This window comes from Bifidobacterium saguini DSM 23967, from assembly GCF_000741715.1.
Taxonomy (GTDB): Bacteria; Actinomycetota; Actinomycetes; order Actinomycetales; family Bifidobacteriaceae; genus Bifidobacterium; species Bifidobacterium saguini.
In genome coordinates this window covers 88,450-106,078 of sequence record NZ_JGZN01000007.1, presented here as the reverse complement: position 1 = coordinate 106,078, position 17,629 = coordinate 88,450, and the positions used below count along the sequence as shown (strand labels likewise).

14 protein-coding genes are annotated in these 17,629 nt (G+C 56.9%); 13 read left to right on the top strand and 1 reads right to left on the bottom strand.

Annotation, left to right across the window (positions count from 1 at the left end; all coding sequences use genetic code 11):
- Positions 1 to 4: 4 nt before the first annotated feature.
- From BISA_RS05000 to rsmD, 6 genes are all read left to right on the top strand, one after another.
- Entirely contained in the window at positions 5 to 1,699 is a 1,695-nt protein-coding gene (locus BISA_RS05000; protein ID WP_081890017.1) for an amidohydrolase, read from the top strand.
- A gap of 53 nt (positions 1,700 to 1,752) precedes the next feature.
- Positions 1,753 to 3,390 (top strand): MFS transporter, encoded by a 1,638-nt coding sequence (locus BISA_RS04995; protein WP_051917345.1) that lies wholly within the window; start codon positions 1,753 to 1,755, stop codon positions 3,388 to 3,390.
- Between the two features lie 49 nt (positions 3,391 to 3,439).
- Positions 3,440 to 4,375, top strand: coding sequence for an ABC transporter permease (locus BISA_RS04990; protein ID WP_202806952.1), 936 nt, complete (start codon positions 3,440 to 3,442; stop codon positions 4,373 to 4,375).
- Positions 4,376 to 4,500: 125 nt separating this feature from the next.
- A complete protein-coding gene (locus tag BISA_RS04985; RefSeq protein WP_051917344.1) occupies positions 4,501 to 5,622 on the top strand; it encodes a taurine ABC transporter substrate-binding protein in 1,122 nt (373 codons plus the stop codon).
- Between the two features lie 12 nt (positions 5,623 to 5,634).
- Positions 5,635 to 6,483 (top strand): ABC transporter ATP-binding protein, encoded by an 849-nt coding sequence (locus BISA_RS04980; protein ID WP_202806951.1) that lies wholly within the window; start codon positions 5,635 to 5,637, stop codon positions 6,481 to 6,483.
- Positions 6,484 to 6,711: 228 nt separating this feature from the next.
- A complete protein-coding gene (gene rsmD, locus BISA_RS04975) occupies positions 6,712 to 7,287 on the top strand; it encodes a 16S rRNA (guanine(966)-N(2))-methyltransferase RsmD (RefSeq protein WP_033890582.1) in 576 nt (191 codons plus the stop codon).
- Between the two features lie 3 nt (positions 7,288 to 7,290).
- On the opposite strand, the gene BISA_RS04970 is transcribed toward rsmD, so the two are convergent.
- Positions 7,291 to 8,316: a tRNA (guanine(37)-N(1))-methyltransferase gene (locus BISA_RS04970; RefSeq protein WP_033890580.1), complete on the bottom strand. Its 1,026-nt coding sequence runs from the start codon at positions 8,314 to 8,316 to the stop codon at positions 7,291 to 7,293.
- Positions 8,317 to 8,676: 360 nt separating this feature from the next.
- Between BISA_RS04970 and BISA_RS04965 the strand changes: the two genes are divergently transcribed.
- From BISA_RS04965 to BISA_RS04935, 7 genes are all read left to right on the top strand, one after another.
- Entirely contained in the window at positions 8,677 to 10,248 is a 1,572-nt protein-coding gene (locus BISA_RS04965) for a peptidase U32 family protein (protein ID WP_033890578.1), read from the top strand.
- 242 nt (positions 10,249 to 10,490) lie between these two features.
- A complete protein-coding gene (locus tag BISA_RS04960; protein ID WP_033890577.1) occupies positions 10,491 to 11,471 on the top strand; it encodes a purine nucleoside phosphorylase YfiH/LACC1 family protein in 981 nt (326 codons plus the stop codon).
- A gap of 102 nt (positions 11,472 to 11,573) precedes the next feature.
- On the top strand, positions 11,574 to 12,398 hold the full coding sequence (locus tag BISA_RS04955; RefSeq protein WP_051917343.1) for an IspD/TarI family cytidylyltransferase: 825 nt from the start codon (positions 11,574 to 11,576) through the stop codon (positions 12,396 to 12,398).
- Positions 12,399 to 12,452: 54 nt separating this feature from the next.
- On the top strand, positions 12,453 to 13,130 hold the full coding sequence (locus tag BISA_RS04950) for a pyroglutamyl-peptidase I (protein WP_033890575.1): 678 nt from the start codon (positions 12,453 to 12,455) through the stop codon (positions 13,128 to 13,130).
- 173 nt (positions 13,131 to 13,303) lie between these two features.
- Positions 13,304 to 14,716: a cell division protein gene (locus BISA_RS04945; RefSeq protein WP_033890574.1), complete on the top strand. Its 1,413-nt coding sequence runs from the start codon at positions 13,304 to 13,306 to the stop codon at positions 14,714 to 14,716.
- Between the two features lie 126 nt (positions 14,717 to 14,842).
- Entirely contained in the window at positions 14,843 to 16,186 is a 1,344-nt protein-coding gene (locus BISA_RS04940) for a C1 family peptidase (RefSeq protein WP_033890573.1), read from the top strand.
- Positions 16,187 to 16,470: 284 nt separating this feature from the next.
- Positions 16,471 to 17,601 (top strand): 3-deoxy-7-phosphoheptulonate synthase, encoded by a 1,131-nt coding sequence (locus BISA_RS04935; RefSeq protein WP_033890571.1) that lies wholly within the window; start codon positions 16,471 to 16,473, stop codon positions 17,599 to 17,601.
- Positions 17,602 to 17,629 lie beyond the last annotated feature (28 nt).

Sequence of the window (17,629 nt, the reverse complement as noted above, 5' to 3'; positions counted from 1 at the left end):
GACGATGATGGCAACGATCTACACTGGCGGCACCATTCGCACTATGACTGCGCCGGACGCAACAGCGGAGGCGCTGCTTACGGATGACCGCGGTCGCATCGCCTTCGTGGGAAGTCTCGATGAAGCCCGCCATCGCGCCCAGTCCATGATTACCGTGGGAGGCCGCCAACCAGAAGAGCGCGACCTTGCCGGAGCATGTCTGATGCCGGGCTTCATCGACTCCCATTCGCATTTCGCCGGCATGGGTCAGCGTCTCACCGACGCTGATTTGGCCGGCTGTGCCGATTTTGCTGAAATCGGCGCGAGACTTCAGACTTTCCTTGCCGCGCATCCACTACCTCAAGGTGGTGTGCTGCACGGCTTCAACTACGACCAAAACGAGTTGGCCGAAGGAATACACCCTGACCGGCATGTGCTCGACTCCTTACTCGGCGATGTGCCCACAGTTATTTCTCATGTGTCCGGTCACGTCATCATCTGCAATACTGCACTGCTTAATCTCATCGGCCTTGATCTTGATGCTGAAGCGCCAGCCGGAGGAGTATACGGCAGGGATGCGGGCGGCAAACTTACCGGCTATTTTGCTGAAACGCCTGCAATTATGCCGATTTTGATGCATTCGGCTGTCATGCCGAGTCAAGACGTTGAAGACTTGGCCGAGGATATCCAGAACGATTACGCATCCCACGGCATCACCACCTGTCAGGATGGTGCCACCGCGCCCGGATATGCCGAACGATTCGTCAAACTTGCTGAAGCCCATAAGTTGAAGCTCGATCTGACCTGCTATCCGATGATGGGGCAGGATTTGGATGCTGTCTTCGAATCTGTTGGCTCGTATGCCAGCGGCGGCATCAGCGAAGGTATTCAGCATCTGAATCATTTGCGCTTCGGTGGTGTGAAGCTGTTCGTAGATGGTTCTCCGCAGGCGCGCGGCGCATGGCTATCCGAGCCATACGAGCCACTGCCCGCATCCGCGCATTCCACAGAGCCAGCCGGCTACCGCGGCGCTGGCATCTTAAGCGATGAAGCGATGCGCGCTTTCCTTGATCACGCGCTTGAACGCGGCTGGAAAGTCATGGCCCACTGCAACGGTGATGCCGCCAGCGAACAATTCCTCACGCAATACACTGCCGCCTATCATGCCAGCAGCAAGCCCGGCAAGTTCGACTTGCGCCCAGTGATGGTCCACTGCCAGCTCACCCGCCATGACCAGTACGCGCGCATGGCCGCTGTTCATATGATTCCCTCGATATTCGTCTCCCACTGCTGGTTCTGGGGCGACGCGCACATCAAGAACCTGGGATTCGAGCGGGCCTCCCGCATCTCCGCAGTGCATGACGCACTTGACTACAATCTTCCTTTCACTTTCCACACCGATTCACCTATTGTGCCGCCGGACCTCATCTTCGCGGCATGGTGCGCCATGACTCGTGTTACCAAGCACGGTGTTGAGCTCGATCAGGCGCAATGCGTTGGCGCATGGGAAGCATTCAGTGCCATCACGCGCAATGCAGCCTACCAATACGGCGAAGAAGCGCGCAAAGGCACTCTGGAAGCCGGCAAACTCGCCGATCTCACGATTCTTGACGCGGACCCGCTGGCCGCGTCGGCGGATAAGGCCGAAGCTGCGGCCAAAGTCCGCGAACTCAACGTACTCGAAACCATCAAGGAAGGAACCACGGTTTGGACAGCGTGATTGCCGTGCGCGGATAACAACGAGCACGGCGCAAGACCAAGAGAGGCATCGTCATGGGAAAGACACACAACAGCAAGTCAGCATCGGTGGATGGCAGTAGTTCGGCTGGCGTCAGACCATTCGGCTGGCGAGACAAAATCGGCTACATGTGCGGCGACTTCGGCACGGACTTCATGTTCGTGTTCGCCGGCACCTGGTTCATGATTTTCTACACCAAGGTCATGGGCATTCCCGGTACCATCGTCGGCACATTGTTCCTATTGGCGCGCGTGCTCGACGCAGTGATGGATGTGACTGTCGGCGTAGTAGTGGACCGCTCCAAAGACCATCCGGGCGGCAAATTCCGTGTGACCATGATGCGATTCACCGCACCGCTCGTGATTCTCTCCTTCCTCATGTACCAGACGTTCGCCATCAACTCCGCCATGTGGGTCAAGATCGTCTACATGTCCGTGACCTACGTGGTGTGGTGCTTCTTCTACTCCTGCGTCAACATCCCGTTCGGCTCCCTGGCCTCCACCATTTCCGCCGAAGCAGACGACCGCACCAGCCTGTCCACCATGCGCAGCATGGGCGGCACTATCGGCGGCTTGATTCTCGGCATTGTGGCACCAATCGTGATTTACCAGAAGGTAGACGGTCATCAGGTTATCCGTGGTGGCGACGGTACACATATCTTTGCCATCGTGGCTGCAGTAGTATCCATCGCCGCATTCATCGGCTACTTGATCTGCTACTTCAACGTAACCGAACGCGTGCATCCCGACCCTGATCAGAACGCCAAGGAAGGCGAGAAGCGCTCGCCTGTGCACATGATTGCCAACGCGTTCTCCTCCCGTTCGATGCTGGGCATTGTGGCTGCAGCCCTCTGCCTGCTGGTGGCGCAGCTGTTCAGCAACCAGCTGATGACCTACGTGTACACCGATGTGTTCGGTTCCGCGGCGCTCGCCTCCATCTCCGGTCTGCTCGGCACTGCGGTGATGTTCCTGGTGGTACCGTTCGTAAAGCCTTTGACCAGACGCTTCGGCCGCAAGTCCATTTGCTCGTTTGCCTCGGCGCTAGGTGCCATCTCCATGCTGCTGTTGTTCGTGATTCAAACCCGCAGCGGCATCGTGTTCCTGGTCGGCGCAGTGTTCATGTACTTCGCGCTGATGGGCTTCAACCTCGTTATTTGGGCCATGATCACCGATGTAATCGATGACATTGAGGTCACGCGTGATACTCGCGAGGAAGCTACCTGCTTCTCCTGCTATTCATTCGCCCGCAAGATTGGACAGGCTGTGGCCGGTGAATTGGCTGGATTGTCGCTTGACTGGGTCGGCTACCAGTCCGGCGCCACCGCAGTGCAATCGGCGGCAACCAAAACCGCACTCTACAATGTGGCGACCTTGGTGCCCGGCATGTTCTTCCTGCTCACCTTCGTGTGCTTGGTGATTATCTACCCGTTGAGCCGCGACCGCGTGCTTTACAACGTGGAAGTGCTGCGCGTCAAGCGCAAGGGCATCACCGGTGAAGAGGCCCGCCTGCTCGTCAAGTATGAGGGCATCACGCCGACCGGTACGGCACCGGAAGGCAGCACCATCGAATGGCCTGACTTCCATGAACTTGAACGTGCACGCGAACTGTCTGCTCGTACAGGAGTCGCGATTCGCGATCCGCAGGCAGAAGCATCTACCGATAACGACCAGTGATGCTGCCAGCGGTGCAGTGAAAGAACTTGAACAATAAGGAGAGACGACTATGAGCGATGCGACAACACCGACTCCCAATATGCCCAGCGCGTCAGATACGCCGGTGGTAGCTGGTACGGCAGTGGCAGGCACCTCGATTGTGGCCGGTGAAGCCACGGCCAAGCGCAAGCCGATGCCGGCCTGGATGAAGTCAAAGAAAATCCAGCCGATTATTTCGCTGGTATTACTGATTGCCGTATGGTGGGGCGTTACCTCAGCTGGTTTGATTAATTCGCTGTATTTGCCTGGGCCAAAAGCCGTGTGGGATGCATTCATCGAAGCGAACAGTTGCCGCCCGGCATCGGCTGGTTCCTCGCGCATCGTCTGCGGTGAGCAGCAGTACTTCCTCTGGCAGCATCTTGTGGTTTCACTGGAACGCATCGGCATCGGCATGGCGTTGGGCATTGTGGTCGGCGTGCTGGTCGGCTTCATTCTGGCGGAAATCGGATGGTTGAACCGCATCATCCTGCCATACATCAACTTCATTCGTGCACTGCCGCCGCTCGGCTACATCGGCCTGCTGATCGTCTGGTTCGGCATTGGCGACACCACTAAGATCTGGCTACTGTTCCTCGCGGCGTTCCCACCAATCGTGCTCGCCACCGTCGATGGCATCAACGGTGTGAATCGTGACCGTGTGAACTCCGCCCTGTCTCTGGGTGCTTCCCGCCCCAAGGCATTCCTGTTCGTCGTTTTCCCGAGTGCACTGCCTTCCATTATGAACGGCATTCGACTGGCGGTCGGCTTCGCATGGACCACCGTGGTGGCAGCCGAACTCAACAATGGTATCCCGGGCATTGGTGCGCTCGCTTACCTCTCCGGTACTGAGCTCAATACGCCGTTGACCATTGCCTGCATTTTCGTGATTGGTATTGCTGCGCTGCTGCTTGATTGGTTGATTCTTGGCATCACCCATCTGGTGACTCCGTGGGTCGGCAAGGAATAGCCGCAGTTGCGATGGCGGTTCCCTTCTTGGCTCCCTCTGTTGGGAGCTGTCGACAAAGCCGACTGAGGGGTAGCCATATGGGATGCGCGACATCAACGTTGTACGTCGTAAGAGAGGAATCGAACATGCGTGAAACAACCCGTGGAACAATGCTAGGCATTCGTGGAACACGCCGTGAAACAATCCGTAAGATCGGTGCATTGCTGGTATCCGCTACATTGTTGACCAGCCTTGCCGGCTGCGGCAAAATGCCCACCGCCGACGAGTTGGTTGGCAACACCTCAGGTGCAGCAGTAACCGACTGCCCGGTGCCATCAGCCAAGAACGAGGACTTCAAAGGTACCATTCGCATCGCGTGGCAGGCCATTCCGAACGCGGACCTCATCGTCAAAGATAAGGGACTTTTGGAAGCCTGCCTGCCGAACGCCACTATCCAATGGAGTCAATTCAACTCCGGTGGTGATGTGATTCAGGCATTTGGCTCGAACTCACTGGATATCGGATTAGCTGGCTCTTCGCCGGCTGTGCGTGCGGCATCAGCCCCACTGAACCTGCCGGTAAAGGTGATTTGGATTCACGACATCATCGGTGACGCTGAATCTCTGGTGGCCCACGGTGGTGACTACAAGTCCATCAAAGACCTTGCCGGAAAGAACATCGCCGTACCATTCGGCTCCACTTCCCACTTCTCGCTGCTTTCAGCACTGCACAACGCCGGTATGAATGAAACCAGCGTGAATCTCATCAACCTTGATCCGGACAAGATGTCCGCCGCATGGACGCGTGGCGAAATCGACGCGGCTTGGGTGTGGGATCCAGTCTTGAGCAAGCTGAAGGCGGACGGCGGCACCATCGTGACCTCCAGTGCTGCCACTGCGAAAACCGGTTCCGCCACCTACGATATGGAACTCGCTACCGACGCGTTCATCAAGGCCAATCCGAAGGTAATGGAAACCTGGACTGCTGTGGAGAATTACGCGGCCGGACTGATTTCCAGCAAAGAGTCGGATTCCGCGGAATCTATTTCCACGATCCTTGGCAACTCGGTGGCTGATGTGAAGAAGCAGTTCAAGGGCTACACCTACCCGCAGGCCAAGGATCAAAGCGATATCTTCCACGGCCAGCTGCCAGGCATCTTCAAGGACACCGCCGAATTCCTCAAGACCCAAGGCAGTCTGGACAAGGTAAGCGACGACTATTCCAGCGTGCTGTACACCGATGCCATCGACCAAGTGGCCAAGCAGTAGAAAGGACTTATCATGGCAAACGACAACGCACTCACCTGGGGTGAGCTCACCGAAAAGAAGACGATGGATGACCAGGGCGTGGCCGTGGATATCCGCGGCGTCAACAAGCGCTTCGTCACCCAACAGGGCGACCATGTGACTGCATTGCACGACATCAACCTGACAATCAACAAACACGACTTCATCTGCGTGGTTGGTCGCTCCGGTTGTGGCAAAACCACGCTGCTTAACATGCTTGCCGGCTTCGAAAAGCCATCGGATGGTGAACTGATTTCCGGTGGCGTGGCCATCAACGGTCCCAGTCCGAAGCGTGGCGTGGTCTTCCAAAAGCCGCCACTCTACCCGTGGCTCACCGTGCGCAAGAATGTGGAGTTCGGTATGAAAATGCAAGGTGTGCCGGCGGCCGAGCGCAAAGAGAAGGCCGACCACTTCCTTGACTTGGTGGGCCTGACCTCCGCTGCCGACCGCCGTCCATACGAACTCTCCGGTGGCATGCAGCAGCGTGCGCAAATCGCCCGCGTGCTCGCCACCGAGCCGGACCTGATTCTGATGGACGAACCCTATGGGGCACTGGACGCCTTGACCCGCGAGAAGCTGCAAAACGAGCTGCTGCGCATCTGGCGTGAACGCCACAGCACGGTGTTTTTCATTACACACAGCGTGGATGAGGCTATTTTCTTGGCCACCCGCGTGATTGTGATGAGCGCGCATCCCGGCACGGTGAAAATGGACATTCCAATCACTCTTCCGCGTGATCCTGATGATCCAGACAATATGGAAAAAGTGCGCGCAATGCCGGAATTCGTGAAGCTGCGCGAAGAAATCACCCAGGCCATCTACGTGCAAGACGATCAGGAATAGTTGGCAGGTGGTACTGCCGGGACAATAAGCGGTTCGGCTCTCTTCTCGGCTCCCTTTGCCAGGGGGGGTCAGGCGAGTTAGGAGATGGAATCGTGGCTCGCACCACATTTGGCTAGCTGGTGAGTCGGGAGGCGGAATCGTAGCCCGCACCGCACTCGGCTCCCCTTGTCAGGGGAGCCGGCGGCGAAGCCGACTGAGGGGTAGTCTTCTCGCGCTAAGCTGGTGTTCATGCGCGTAATTTCAGGACGATTCAAAGGCATGGCATTGGCCACCCCGAAAACCGGTACCCGACCCACCACCGATCGTACCAAGGAAGCCATCTTCTCCCACTTGGACTCATGGGGAGTCTTGGACGATGCCCGCGTCTTGGACTTGTTCGCTGGCACCGGCGCACTCGGCATTGAAGCATTAAGCCGAGGATCCCGCGAATTGGTGGCCGTGGAAAGCTCCCGCCCGGCAGCTGCATTGATTACCAAAACGTTGGCCGACCTCAAGAAGAACCGTTCATGGGGCGCTGATCTGCGCGCCCGTGTGTTGGTGAAGAAGGCCGAAGCGGTGGCAGACGGCTTTGGCGAGCCGTTCGATGTTATTTTCATCGACCCGCCATACGCCTATGAAACCGAAGCCTGTAATCAGCTGCTCGCTGATTTGGCGGCCGGCAGCGCCACGAATGAGCGCACGGTAATCATGCTTGAACGCTCGATTCGCTCCGATGACCCCACCGCGCCCGAAGGCTGGGAAATCACCGAGCGTCGCAACTACGGCGAAACTGCCGTGTTCTATATCGAACCTGTTGCTGATTAGCGGTTAGTGATCCAACTTACGAGGATGGGCAGCGGAAACCTCCCAGCCCAATGCCATCAACGTTTTACGGTCGGCCTTATCCAAAGCCTTACAATCCAAGGCCTCGATGAGATCCGGACGTATTTCGTTGGTGCGGGTCAATGCCTCATCACGGCGGAAACGATCAACCTTGCCGTGATCGCCGGAAAGCAATACTTCCGGCACCTTCAGGCCGCGCCACACCGCTGGTTTCGTGTACTGGCGATGCTCCAGCAGTGCGCCCTCGCCTGTGTAGGATTCCTCCACAATCGAATCCGGATTGCCCATGAATCCCGGCATCAGACGGGTGATGGCCTCAAGCATCACCGATACCGCCACTTCGCCGCCGTTCAGTACATAATCGCCAATGGAATACTCGCGCACATCAACGCCCTGCGCACGGTAGTAATCAGGAATACGAGAGTCATATCCCTCATATCGACCGCAGCCGAACAGCAGATGCTCAGCATGGCTCAGTTCGGTGGCATCGCGCTGAGTGAACAGGGGAGCAGACGGGTTCGGGAAGATTAGTACCGGAGTGGCAGACGAGGATTCAGACTCATCTGTTGGCAAGGAGGTTGCCTTGGCGGCCTCAGACTTGTTCTCGTTGCCGTCGACGATGTCGGCGATTTCGCCGGCATTTTCAGTATCTTCAATATCGTCGTCGAAAATGGCATCATCATGAATCTCAGAGAAATCAAGTGCTTCCTCAGTAGTGGAAGTCGCAGATTCGGAAGTGGGGAAAACGAGCTCGTCAGGGGAGTCATCTTCGTTGGGAGTCGGCAAGCCGAGCAGCTCATCCAAGCATTCGGCCCACACTTCAGGCTTCATCACCATGCCAGCACCGCCGCCGACCGGAGTGTCATCCACCGAATGGTGCACATCATGGGTCCAGTCACGCAGATTGTGTGCGGTGATCTCCAGCAGACCCTTAGACTGGGCCTTGCCCATCAGGCTCAGGTTCAGCACTTCAAAGTATTCGGGGAATACGCTCACGATATCGATCTTCATGCAACATAAGCCTACCGATACCCATTCATAAAACGATGTTGTGCCTGATGACTGTAGGTTTTTGAACACCGACTGTAGGGTTCCCAACACTGACTGTAGGTTTTTGAACGAAAAACGTTAGAAATCCTACAGTCAGTGTTCAAAAACCTACAGTCATACGGGGTGATTAGGTGATATTGGGATCTTGGGACGCATTAGTCATTAGGAATCAGGTCGTATGAGGTCATATCAGATCATGTCGGGTTATATGAGGTCGCGTCAGGTCATGTCAGGTCGTATGAGGTCGCATCAGGTATGGAGCCGGTGCCCTGATGGGCATGTGCAATGTATTCATTACACTATTGCGTGATGAATACGACGATGAGAATCCCCACACGCAAGAAGCCGGAAGTACTGTCTCCGGCCGGCAACCTGCGCGGACTGAAGGCTGCGGTTGATTATGGTGCCGACGCTGTCTACTGCGGCGGCAAGGCTTTCGGCATGCGCTCGGCGCCGAAGAATCTGAGCCTTGAGGACTTCGAGGAAGGCTCCCGTTACGCGCACGAGCGTGGCGCTCGCGTGTACGTGACCTGCAACGTACTGCCGCGCAACAACGAGATCGAGGCGATGCGCGAATACGTCGGCCAGCTCAAAGACACTGGCGTGGACGCGTTGATCGTCTCCGATATTGGTGTGATGATGATGGCTCGCCAAGTCGCACCGAACCTGGAACTGCATGTTTCCACCCAGGCCGGCGTAACCAATTATCAGGCCGCCAACGCGTTCTACGAGCTTGGCGCTCGCCGCGTGGTGCTGGCTCGCGAAATGGACTTGCAGGCTGTGCGCGACATCCGTGCGAATATCCCGGATGACCTCGACATCGAATGCTTCGTACATGGTGCGATGTGCATGGCCTTTTCCGGCCGTTGCTTATTCTCCAATTACCTGACCGGCCGTGACGGTAATCATGGCGAATGCGCGCAGCCATGCCGTTGGAAGTACTCGATTGTGGAAGAGAAGCGTCCCGGACAGTACTTCCCGATCGAGCAGACCAAGGATGGCGCCTATCTGTTCAACTCGCAGGATATGAACATGCTCGCTCACTTGGATGATCTGATTGATTCCGGTGCCACGAGCCTCAAAATCGAAGGCCGCGCGAAAAGCGCCTACTATATTGCCGCCATGACCAACGCCTATAAGACCGCGGTGAACGAATACATGATTCAGCGCGGCTTCGAGGATGCCGATGGCACGGTATTGAAACCTTTCCATGATCAGGTGATTCGCCCGGGCGACCCGGACTTCGGCAAGACGGACGGTGAGGATGCAATTATGCACAACGCTGATAAGGCATTCGCTGGCGTGGCTGATGAAGGATATGAACGCGTTGCCGAGAACACTGGGAACGAGGCAGCTGCTACCTCTCCAGAACCGGACGGTATGAGCGCCCACGCTCGCTCCACTCGCCGCAAGTCCAATACCGCCGTGGAAATCATCGAAAGTAATTGGAAGCATGCGGCTGTGCGTCCTGCACCGCATGTGGAACTGCCGGAATGGCTGCTTGAGGAAACCGACAAGGTGGCCCACCGCGACTACTCCACCGGCTTCTATTACCCGGAACATAAGGTGACTCAGAACACCGACCGTTCCGCCTACTTCCGCTCGTGGCTGGTGGTCGGCGAAGTATTGAGCTGGAGCGCCGATGAGGGCGGTCGCGTGACTCTGATGAGCCGCAACAAGATCGAGCCTGGTCAGGAAGTTGAATTCCTGCTGCCGGGCGAGCGTCCACTGGTGTTCACCGTGCCGGAAAACGGCTTAAGGGATGCAGAAGGACTGCCAGTTCCGGCCATCAATAACCCCGCGCATGTGTTCTCGATGCCATGCCCGCATCAGGTGCCGGTCAATGCGGCCATCCGCTCCCGCACCAAAAAGCCCACGTTGAAAGCCGAATAGTCGCATCCGATGAGCGTCCTGTTTTTCAGCGCAAATATTTCGGGAAATAATCCCACACACCCCGAATTTCTTGCACTGAGGTGGTGTCAGTGCAAGAAATTCGGGAGGACTGGGGCGTTTTCCGGAATATCTTGCACTGAGGAACACTGAGTGCAAGAAATTCGGGACGTTGCGGCTCTCTACCCGAATTTCTTGCGCTGAATTACGGTAGACATGGTTATTGCAACAGAGAAAGTACGGAAATGACTGAATACAATGACGAAATCCTTGACTCCAGTGCCATGAGCTCCACTGACCGCAATGGCCGACCCATTCCGGTAACCATTCCCATCGCATTGGCCCCCGGCATCACCGTGGTCTACACCACGCGCCTCGGGGGGCTCAGCACTGGGGATTATGGCAATTTAAACCTTGGCGGCAAGTCCGGCGACGATACGGAAGCCATACTCTCCAATCGCATCGCTCTGTCCGATGCCATTCATGCACCACTGTCCTTAGTTTCTCAAGTGCATTCCGGCATCGCCATTGACATTGATGAACCGAGTCATGAGCCCAACACGGAGTTCGGTTTTGACGCTTCCGGCACTCACGGCGAAGAGTCGAGCATAGTTATCGAAGCGGACGGTCAGGTGACATCCCGCCCGGATATCGCCCTTGGCATGTTCGCCGCCGACTGTCTGCCAGTATTGATGGCCGACCCGGAAACCGGCATCATCGGTGCCGCCCACTGTGGCCGCCGTGGATTGGAACGCGGCATCATTGGAGCCACAGTGGAACTGATGCAGAGCAAAGGTGCCGCCCCGAGCCGCATCATTGCCACCCTCGGCCCGCGCATCTGCGGCGACTGCTATGAAGTGGGCGACGAAATCGCCGACACCTTCATCAAGCGATTCCCGCTGACCAAAACCCAGACTCGCTTCGGCGGCGCTGGCATCGATATTGCCGAAGCAGCAATGATCGATCTGGCATTCGCCGGCGTGCATCAGGTGGTCGATTCGATGCCGCGCGTACATGCCGCCACCGAATACCTTGAGGAAGACGCGGAACTCGCCGAACTGTGCCGCGCCGATGGCGAAGGCCCCGCCGAATTGGCCGAACGCATCGGCAACATTAGCCGCAGCATGTGCACGCTCGAGAACCCGCTTTGGTATTCGCATCGTCGTGCCGCGCTCGCAGGCAAGACCCATGAAGGCCGCCTGCTCGCCCTCATCGTGCGCCACTAGCGCGCACATTCCGTGGAGAAGATGTGAGGCAGGTCACGAACGGGCATGCCTCACCCTACGGTGGAGCCTATGACTGAGAATGAGAGAGCAAACGAGACTGCAATGAATACGACAGTTGGCGAGCCCAAACCGCAAACCGTGCCCGTGGTTGCTGTGGTGCTGGCAGCCGGATTCGGCACGCGATTCGATCCGGAGAATCCCAAGCAGTTGGTGTCCGTTGGCGGCAAGCCGATAGTGTGCTGGAGCATTGAGGCGTTCGAACGTTGTGCGCGCGTCAGTGACATTGTCGTGGTGGTCAATAGCAAGGTTCGCGAAGAAGTCGAATCATTGATTGATCAGCAAGGATACGGCAAGGTTCGCGTGGTTATCGATGGTGGCGCCGAACGCGTAGATAGTACTGCGGCTGCTTTGGATACTTTGGCTCAGGCTGGCATTCCGGATGATGCCAAGATTCTCATCCATGATGCCGTTCGCCCGTTCGTTGCCCAGTCCGCCATTGATGGATCCATCGACGCGCTCGACCAGTTCCAGGCGGCCACCGTGGCCTATGCGTCCACTGATACAGTGCTGCTGACTCAGGATCTCGGTGATTTGAAAGTCGTCAAATCGGTGCCTGACCGTCCGAATACATTCCGTGCGCAGACCCCGCAATCCTTCCGTTTCGCTACGATTCGCAAGGCTTACGAGTTGGCCGCCGAAGACCCGGACTTCCATCCCACAGACGATACGCGAGTGGTGGTGGATTATCTGCCTGATGTGCCGGTGGCCATTGTTTCAGGGGCGGAAACCAATCTGAAAATCACTACTGTGGAAGATATTCCTACCGCTGAACGTATTGCGGAGCAGCTGGAAGGCTTCAATCCTAAGGAAGCCGCGCGTGCGCGCATGCACGCCCTGCTTGCTCAGGCTGCCGGTCAGATGCGCTAATTACTAATGCATTACTAGTGCTAAGGGCTGAACTCAGGCGTTAGACTAGGCACTATGCGTGAACTCAATGTGGTGATTTCCGGATTCGACCATTATGATGGCGTGGACGTCAACCCGGCCTATGAAGTGCCCAAAGCCATTGCCGAGCAAGGCTTAGGCACGTCCGCGGGAGCCGATGATCCACTGAATGACGTCCACGTCACCATTCATGCCGTGCAGCTTCCGGTGAGTTTTGCGAATGCCTGGCCCACGTTGAAAGAGGCTATTGAGGCCGCAAAGCCGGATATTGTTATCGCCACAGGGCTTAAGCATTCGGCCCGCAGCGTCATGCTGGAGCGTTGTGCCACGAATCTGATGGATGCCGAACGTCCGGATGCGGATAATGTGATTCCTCGGCGCAAGCCGATTGACCCGAATGGTCCGGCCGCGTATTGGACACGCCTGCCATTGCGTTCGATTCTACAGGATTTCACCGATGATTCGATTGCGGCATCCTTAAGCTCGGATGCCGGTACTTTTGTGTGCAACTCCCTGTTCTATAACCTGCTCAATTGGACTGCTACACAGGAGCGTGTGCTGGCTGGATTCGTGAGTTTTCCGCCTGTGCGGCCAGCCGGTTCCGCCCAGCATGGTTTGACGCTTGACCAGCAGATCGCTGCTGGGCGAGATGTGGTGCGCGAGGCTGTGCGCTACTATCTCAAGCCTTCCAGCTCTGACATTCTTATTGCATAGCTTCCATGAACTGTCCGTATTGCGGACTGGGAAGCGCGTTAACAAGCGCAAAACTAGAACATCATTCGCACGCATTGTAACGATTGCATATCAATGGGTGTCTCTATTACGCTCATGCGCTACAGTGCATGAGGACATGCCAAAGGCTTATGGATGTGAAAGGATATTCAGCCATGGTGGATCGTTTCCCGGTGGTGCTGCGAGGATATGACAAAGAGAAGGTCGATTTAGCGTTCGATGCCGCCCAGGACAGCTTGAATCAAGCTCAGAAGACGCTGGCCAGCATGCGTGAGCAGATTGCCGCGGATGATGATCGTATTTTGCAGTTGCAGGCTCAATTGCAGGAAGAGCGCAACAAGAAGCCGCAGAACAACAGCTTCGCTTCGCTGGGCGCCAACGCTCAGCAGATGCTTGCCTCGGCAGAGCAGACCAGCACCGAGCTGCTGAACCGTGCCAAGCAGGATGCTTCCGCAACTCGTATGGCTGCGCAGGCTCAGGCAGAAACCTTGATTAATAACGCCAAGCTGGATGCCCGCCATATTCTCGACGACGCCAATGCCAAGGCTTCCTCCATCCTGCAGAACGCGAATAATCAGGCTGATTCTCTGACTTCTTCCGCCAAGGAGGAAACCGATCAGCTGCGTTCCGAGACCACTAAGAACATCACCGAGCAGCGTCAGGCTGTTGAACTTGAGCTCAGCAACGCCCGTGAAGAGCACAACAAGAAGCTCTCCTCCGAGCGCGCCACCCAGGAGCGTGAGCTCGCCGAGATGAAGGCCGAAGCCACCGCTAAAATCGCCGAACAGCGCAAGAGCGCCAATGAGGAGATTTCCAAGCTGAAGTCCGACTCCAATGATCAGATTGAGGCTGCCCTTGCCGAGGCCAACAAGAAGTTGGCCGATGTGCGCGAGCAGGTTTCCAAGATGATGACTGAGGCTCAGCGCAAGGCCGGTGAAATCATTGACACTGCTAAGTCCAAGGCTCAGGAAATCACCGACGAGGCTGAAGTCAACCGCACGAACACCATCAGCCAGGTGAGCGCTGAGGTGGAGCAGATCCGTTCCGATATCGCCGCCCAGCAGGATGAGGCCACTAAGAAGGTCAACGAACTGCTCGCTCATCTTGAGGAACGCCGCCAGGCTGCTAAGAAGGAAGCCGATGAGTTGGTGAGCCAAGCCAAGACCACTCGTGAAGAAGCTGACTCCTACGCTGCCAACAAGCGTCAGGAAGCGGATGCTCAGGCTGCTGCCATTGTGCATAAGGCCGGTGAGGATGCGGATGCTCAGGTTGAGGAGCGTCGTGCTGCCGCTCAGAGCGAGCTTGACAGCTTGAGCAAGCACATCGCCGATCTGCAGGAGCGCGAGGCTACGATTACCCAGCGTGTTTCCGAGCTGCGTTCCATGTTTGCTCAGGCCTTCTCCGGCTTTGCATTCGATGCGGTCAAGAACGAGAACGCCCAGTCGCTGCCTGTAGTCAACCCTGTTCCAGAGCAGCATGATGCTGAAACCGAGTCCGATGAATCAGCGGAAGATACGGAATCTACACAAGCCATTGAGCAGCAGTCCGAAGGTGAATCCGAAAACTAAGGATTAATGACAAGCCCTCGACTACACTGCTAGAGGCAAAAGAACTGCGGCACCTGTGCACTTTCGCCAGGTGCCGCATTCGTTGTAATTGCGCCACAAGCGCACCTATCCGAAGAAGGAGTAGACATGAGTGAACTGACGCCGTTGACTGGCGAAGCGCTGAACGCTCTGCGTGACGAGTTCGATGCTGATGGCACCAGCCGTCTGGCCATGAACGCCGTGACCGCAGCCGGCATTGAAAAGGTGGCCCGCAACTATGATCGAGCCCGCCTGCTGCAGCGCCGCTTCTCCACCGTGGTCGACAACGGCGAAGCCACCCACCAGGATCGTTCCGGCCGCTGCTGGCTGTTCAGCTCCCTGAACGTGGCTCGTTTCATCGCCAAGAAGAACATGAACCTGAAGGAGTTCGAGTTCTCCCAGAACTACGCGATGTACTACGACAAGTTGGAGCGCGTCAACTACTTCCTGAAGGATATGGCTGCGCTGGTTGAGGCCGGTGAGCCGTCTGATTCCCGCTTGGTGCAGCACCTGCTCGCCGATGTGATGGGCGACGGCGGCCAGTGGACTATGGCCATGAACGTGTACAAGAAGTACGGTGCCGTGCCGAAGGACCTGTTCCCGGAGACTGAATCCTCCAAGAACACCCGTGAAATGAATGTGCAGCTGCGTGCTCTGCTGCACACCGCAGTGGCTCACATGTACGCTGCCGCTGGCGATCAGGCTGCCATTGACCAGATTGTTGCCGATACCACTGCTGCCGGTCACCGTATTCTTACCATTCACTTGGGTGAACCGCCGGTTTCCTTCGACTGGGAGTGGACCGACAAGGATGGCGAATTCCATCGTGACGGCGAAATCACGCCGGTTGAGTTCTGGAAGAAGTATGTGGGCCCAGCTGGTCTCGAGGATTACGTGTGCCTCGTGGACGATCCGCGTGCTGAGCATGCCAAGGGTAAGAAGATTGGCATCGAGCATCTGGGCAACGTGGCTGGCGGCGACGCCACCGAGTATCTCAACGTGCCGAACCAGTTCATGAAGGATTGCGTCAAGCAGATTTTGGTTGAGCAGGGCATCCCGGTATGGTTCGGTGCCGACTGCCACCCGTTCATGGATCGTGAGAACGGTGCTTGGGCCACCGACCTGTTCGAGTACGGCAAGGTTTACGACTTCGACTTCGATCTCGATAAGGAAGCTCGCGTGCGTTTCGGTGATTCCGCTATGAACCACGCTATGGCCTTCGCCGGCGTTGATGTGGCTGACGACGGTTCCACCCGCCGCTGGCGCGTGGAGAACTCTTGGGGCTCCAAGATCGCCGACAAGGGCTACTTCACCATGTCTGACGATTGGTTCACTGAGTACGTCTACGAGGTGGCCGTCCCGAAGACCATGCTCCCCGAGGAATACCAGAAGGCCCTCGAAGAGCCGGCAACCATGCTTCCCGCATGGGATCCGATGGGCGCTCTTGCGTGACTTTGTCACGCAAGAGCGCCTGAGGTGATGAGCCGTTAAGCGGAAAGCCCAGTGGGCTTTCCGTAGGCTCAGCGCACGGCTTGCAAGCCGTGCGGGACACCGAAGGTTGGACTGAGTCTCGCCGTAGGCGAGTCCGTTCTTGCAGGGCTCGAAGAGCTTTGGCCTGATAAGCAATCACGCCCGACCGTCCATAAAACGGCCGGGCGTTTCCATATCTACCTGCGCGCAGGTAGACTTACCATTCCGCATGCTTGAACAATCGGAGAAGAGAGAGGAGAGTCGGCATGGCAGCACTTCGTGGTCCGGATAGTTCCGAGGACGAACGTCGTTTGGGGGAGCAGGCCGTCTTTCCTGAGACGGTTGATGTCAATATCCGTCAGCTTGACCCGATTCCTGCGCCGCGCGCATTTCTGAAGGAACAGCCGCTCACTGATGAGATGAGCAACCTTGTGCTTCACTCCCGCCAGGAGATTCGTGACGTGCTTAACGGTCGTGATGATCGTCTGCTGGTCATCGTGGGGCCCTGTTCCATTCATGATCCTAAGGCTGCTCACGAATATGCCGAAAAGCTGGCTGCCGTCAAGCGTGAGCTGGAAGACCGCCTCGTTATCGTGATGCGCGTGTACTTCGAAAAGCCTCGTACCACCATCGGCTGGAAGGGCCTGATTAACGACCCTGATTTGGATGGTCGCTTCAATATTCGTAAAGGCATGTGGCTGGCCCGCAAGGTGCTGACCGACGTGCTGAGCCTTGGCTTACCTGCCGCTACCGAATGGCTCGACCCTATCACCCCGCAGTACATCTGCGATGCAATCAGCTGGGGTGCCATTGGTGCTCGCAATACTGAAAGCCAGGTCCACCGTGAGCTGGCCAGCGGTCTGTCCATGCCGGTCGGTTTCAAGAACTCCACTGACGGTTCCATCAAGGCTGCTGCGGATTCCTGCTATACCGCAGGTTTCGAGCATCATTTCCTGTCCATCAATCTGGACGGCCGTGTCATTTCCGCTGAGACCAAGGGCAATCCGGATTGCCATCTGGTGCTCCGCGGCTCCAGCTCTGGCCCGAACTATGATGCTGAGTCGGTGCGTAAGGCTCTGGAAGCGTTGAAGACATCCAAGGCTTCCGGTCCGAGCCAGTACGGTTTGGTCATCGATGCCGCGCATGGCAACTGCGGCAAGGATGAGGTTCGTGAGGCCGAAGTCGTTGAGGAGATTGCCGAGCGTCTTGCCAAGGGTGAGCAGGGTATTACCGGCGTGATGATGGAAAGCTTCCTTGTGGGCGGCCATCAGAAGCCGGCGCCGCTCGATCAGCTGGTCTACGGCCAGTCCGTCACCGATTCCTGCGTACCGTGGGATCGTACGAACGAGCTACTGCATACGCTGGCCGACGCCGTCACCGCTCGCCGCGCGTTGTAGTAGTAGGGCAATACGTTATCGGTTGTTG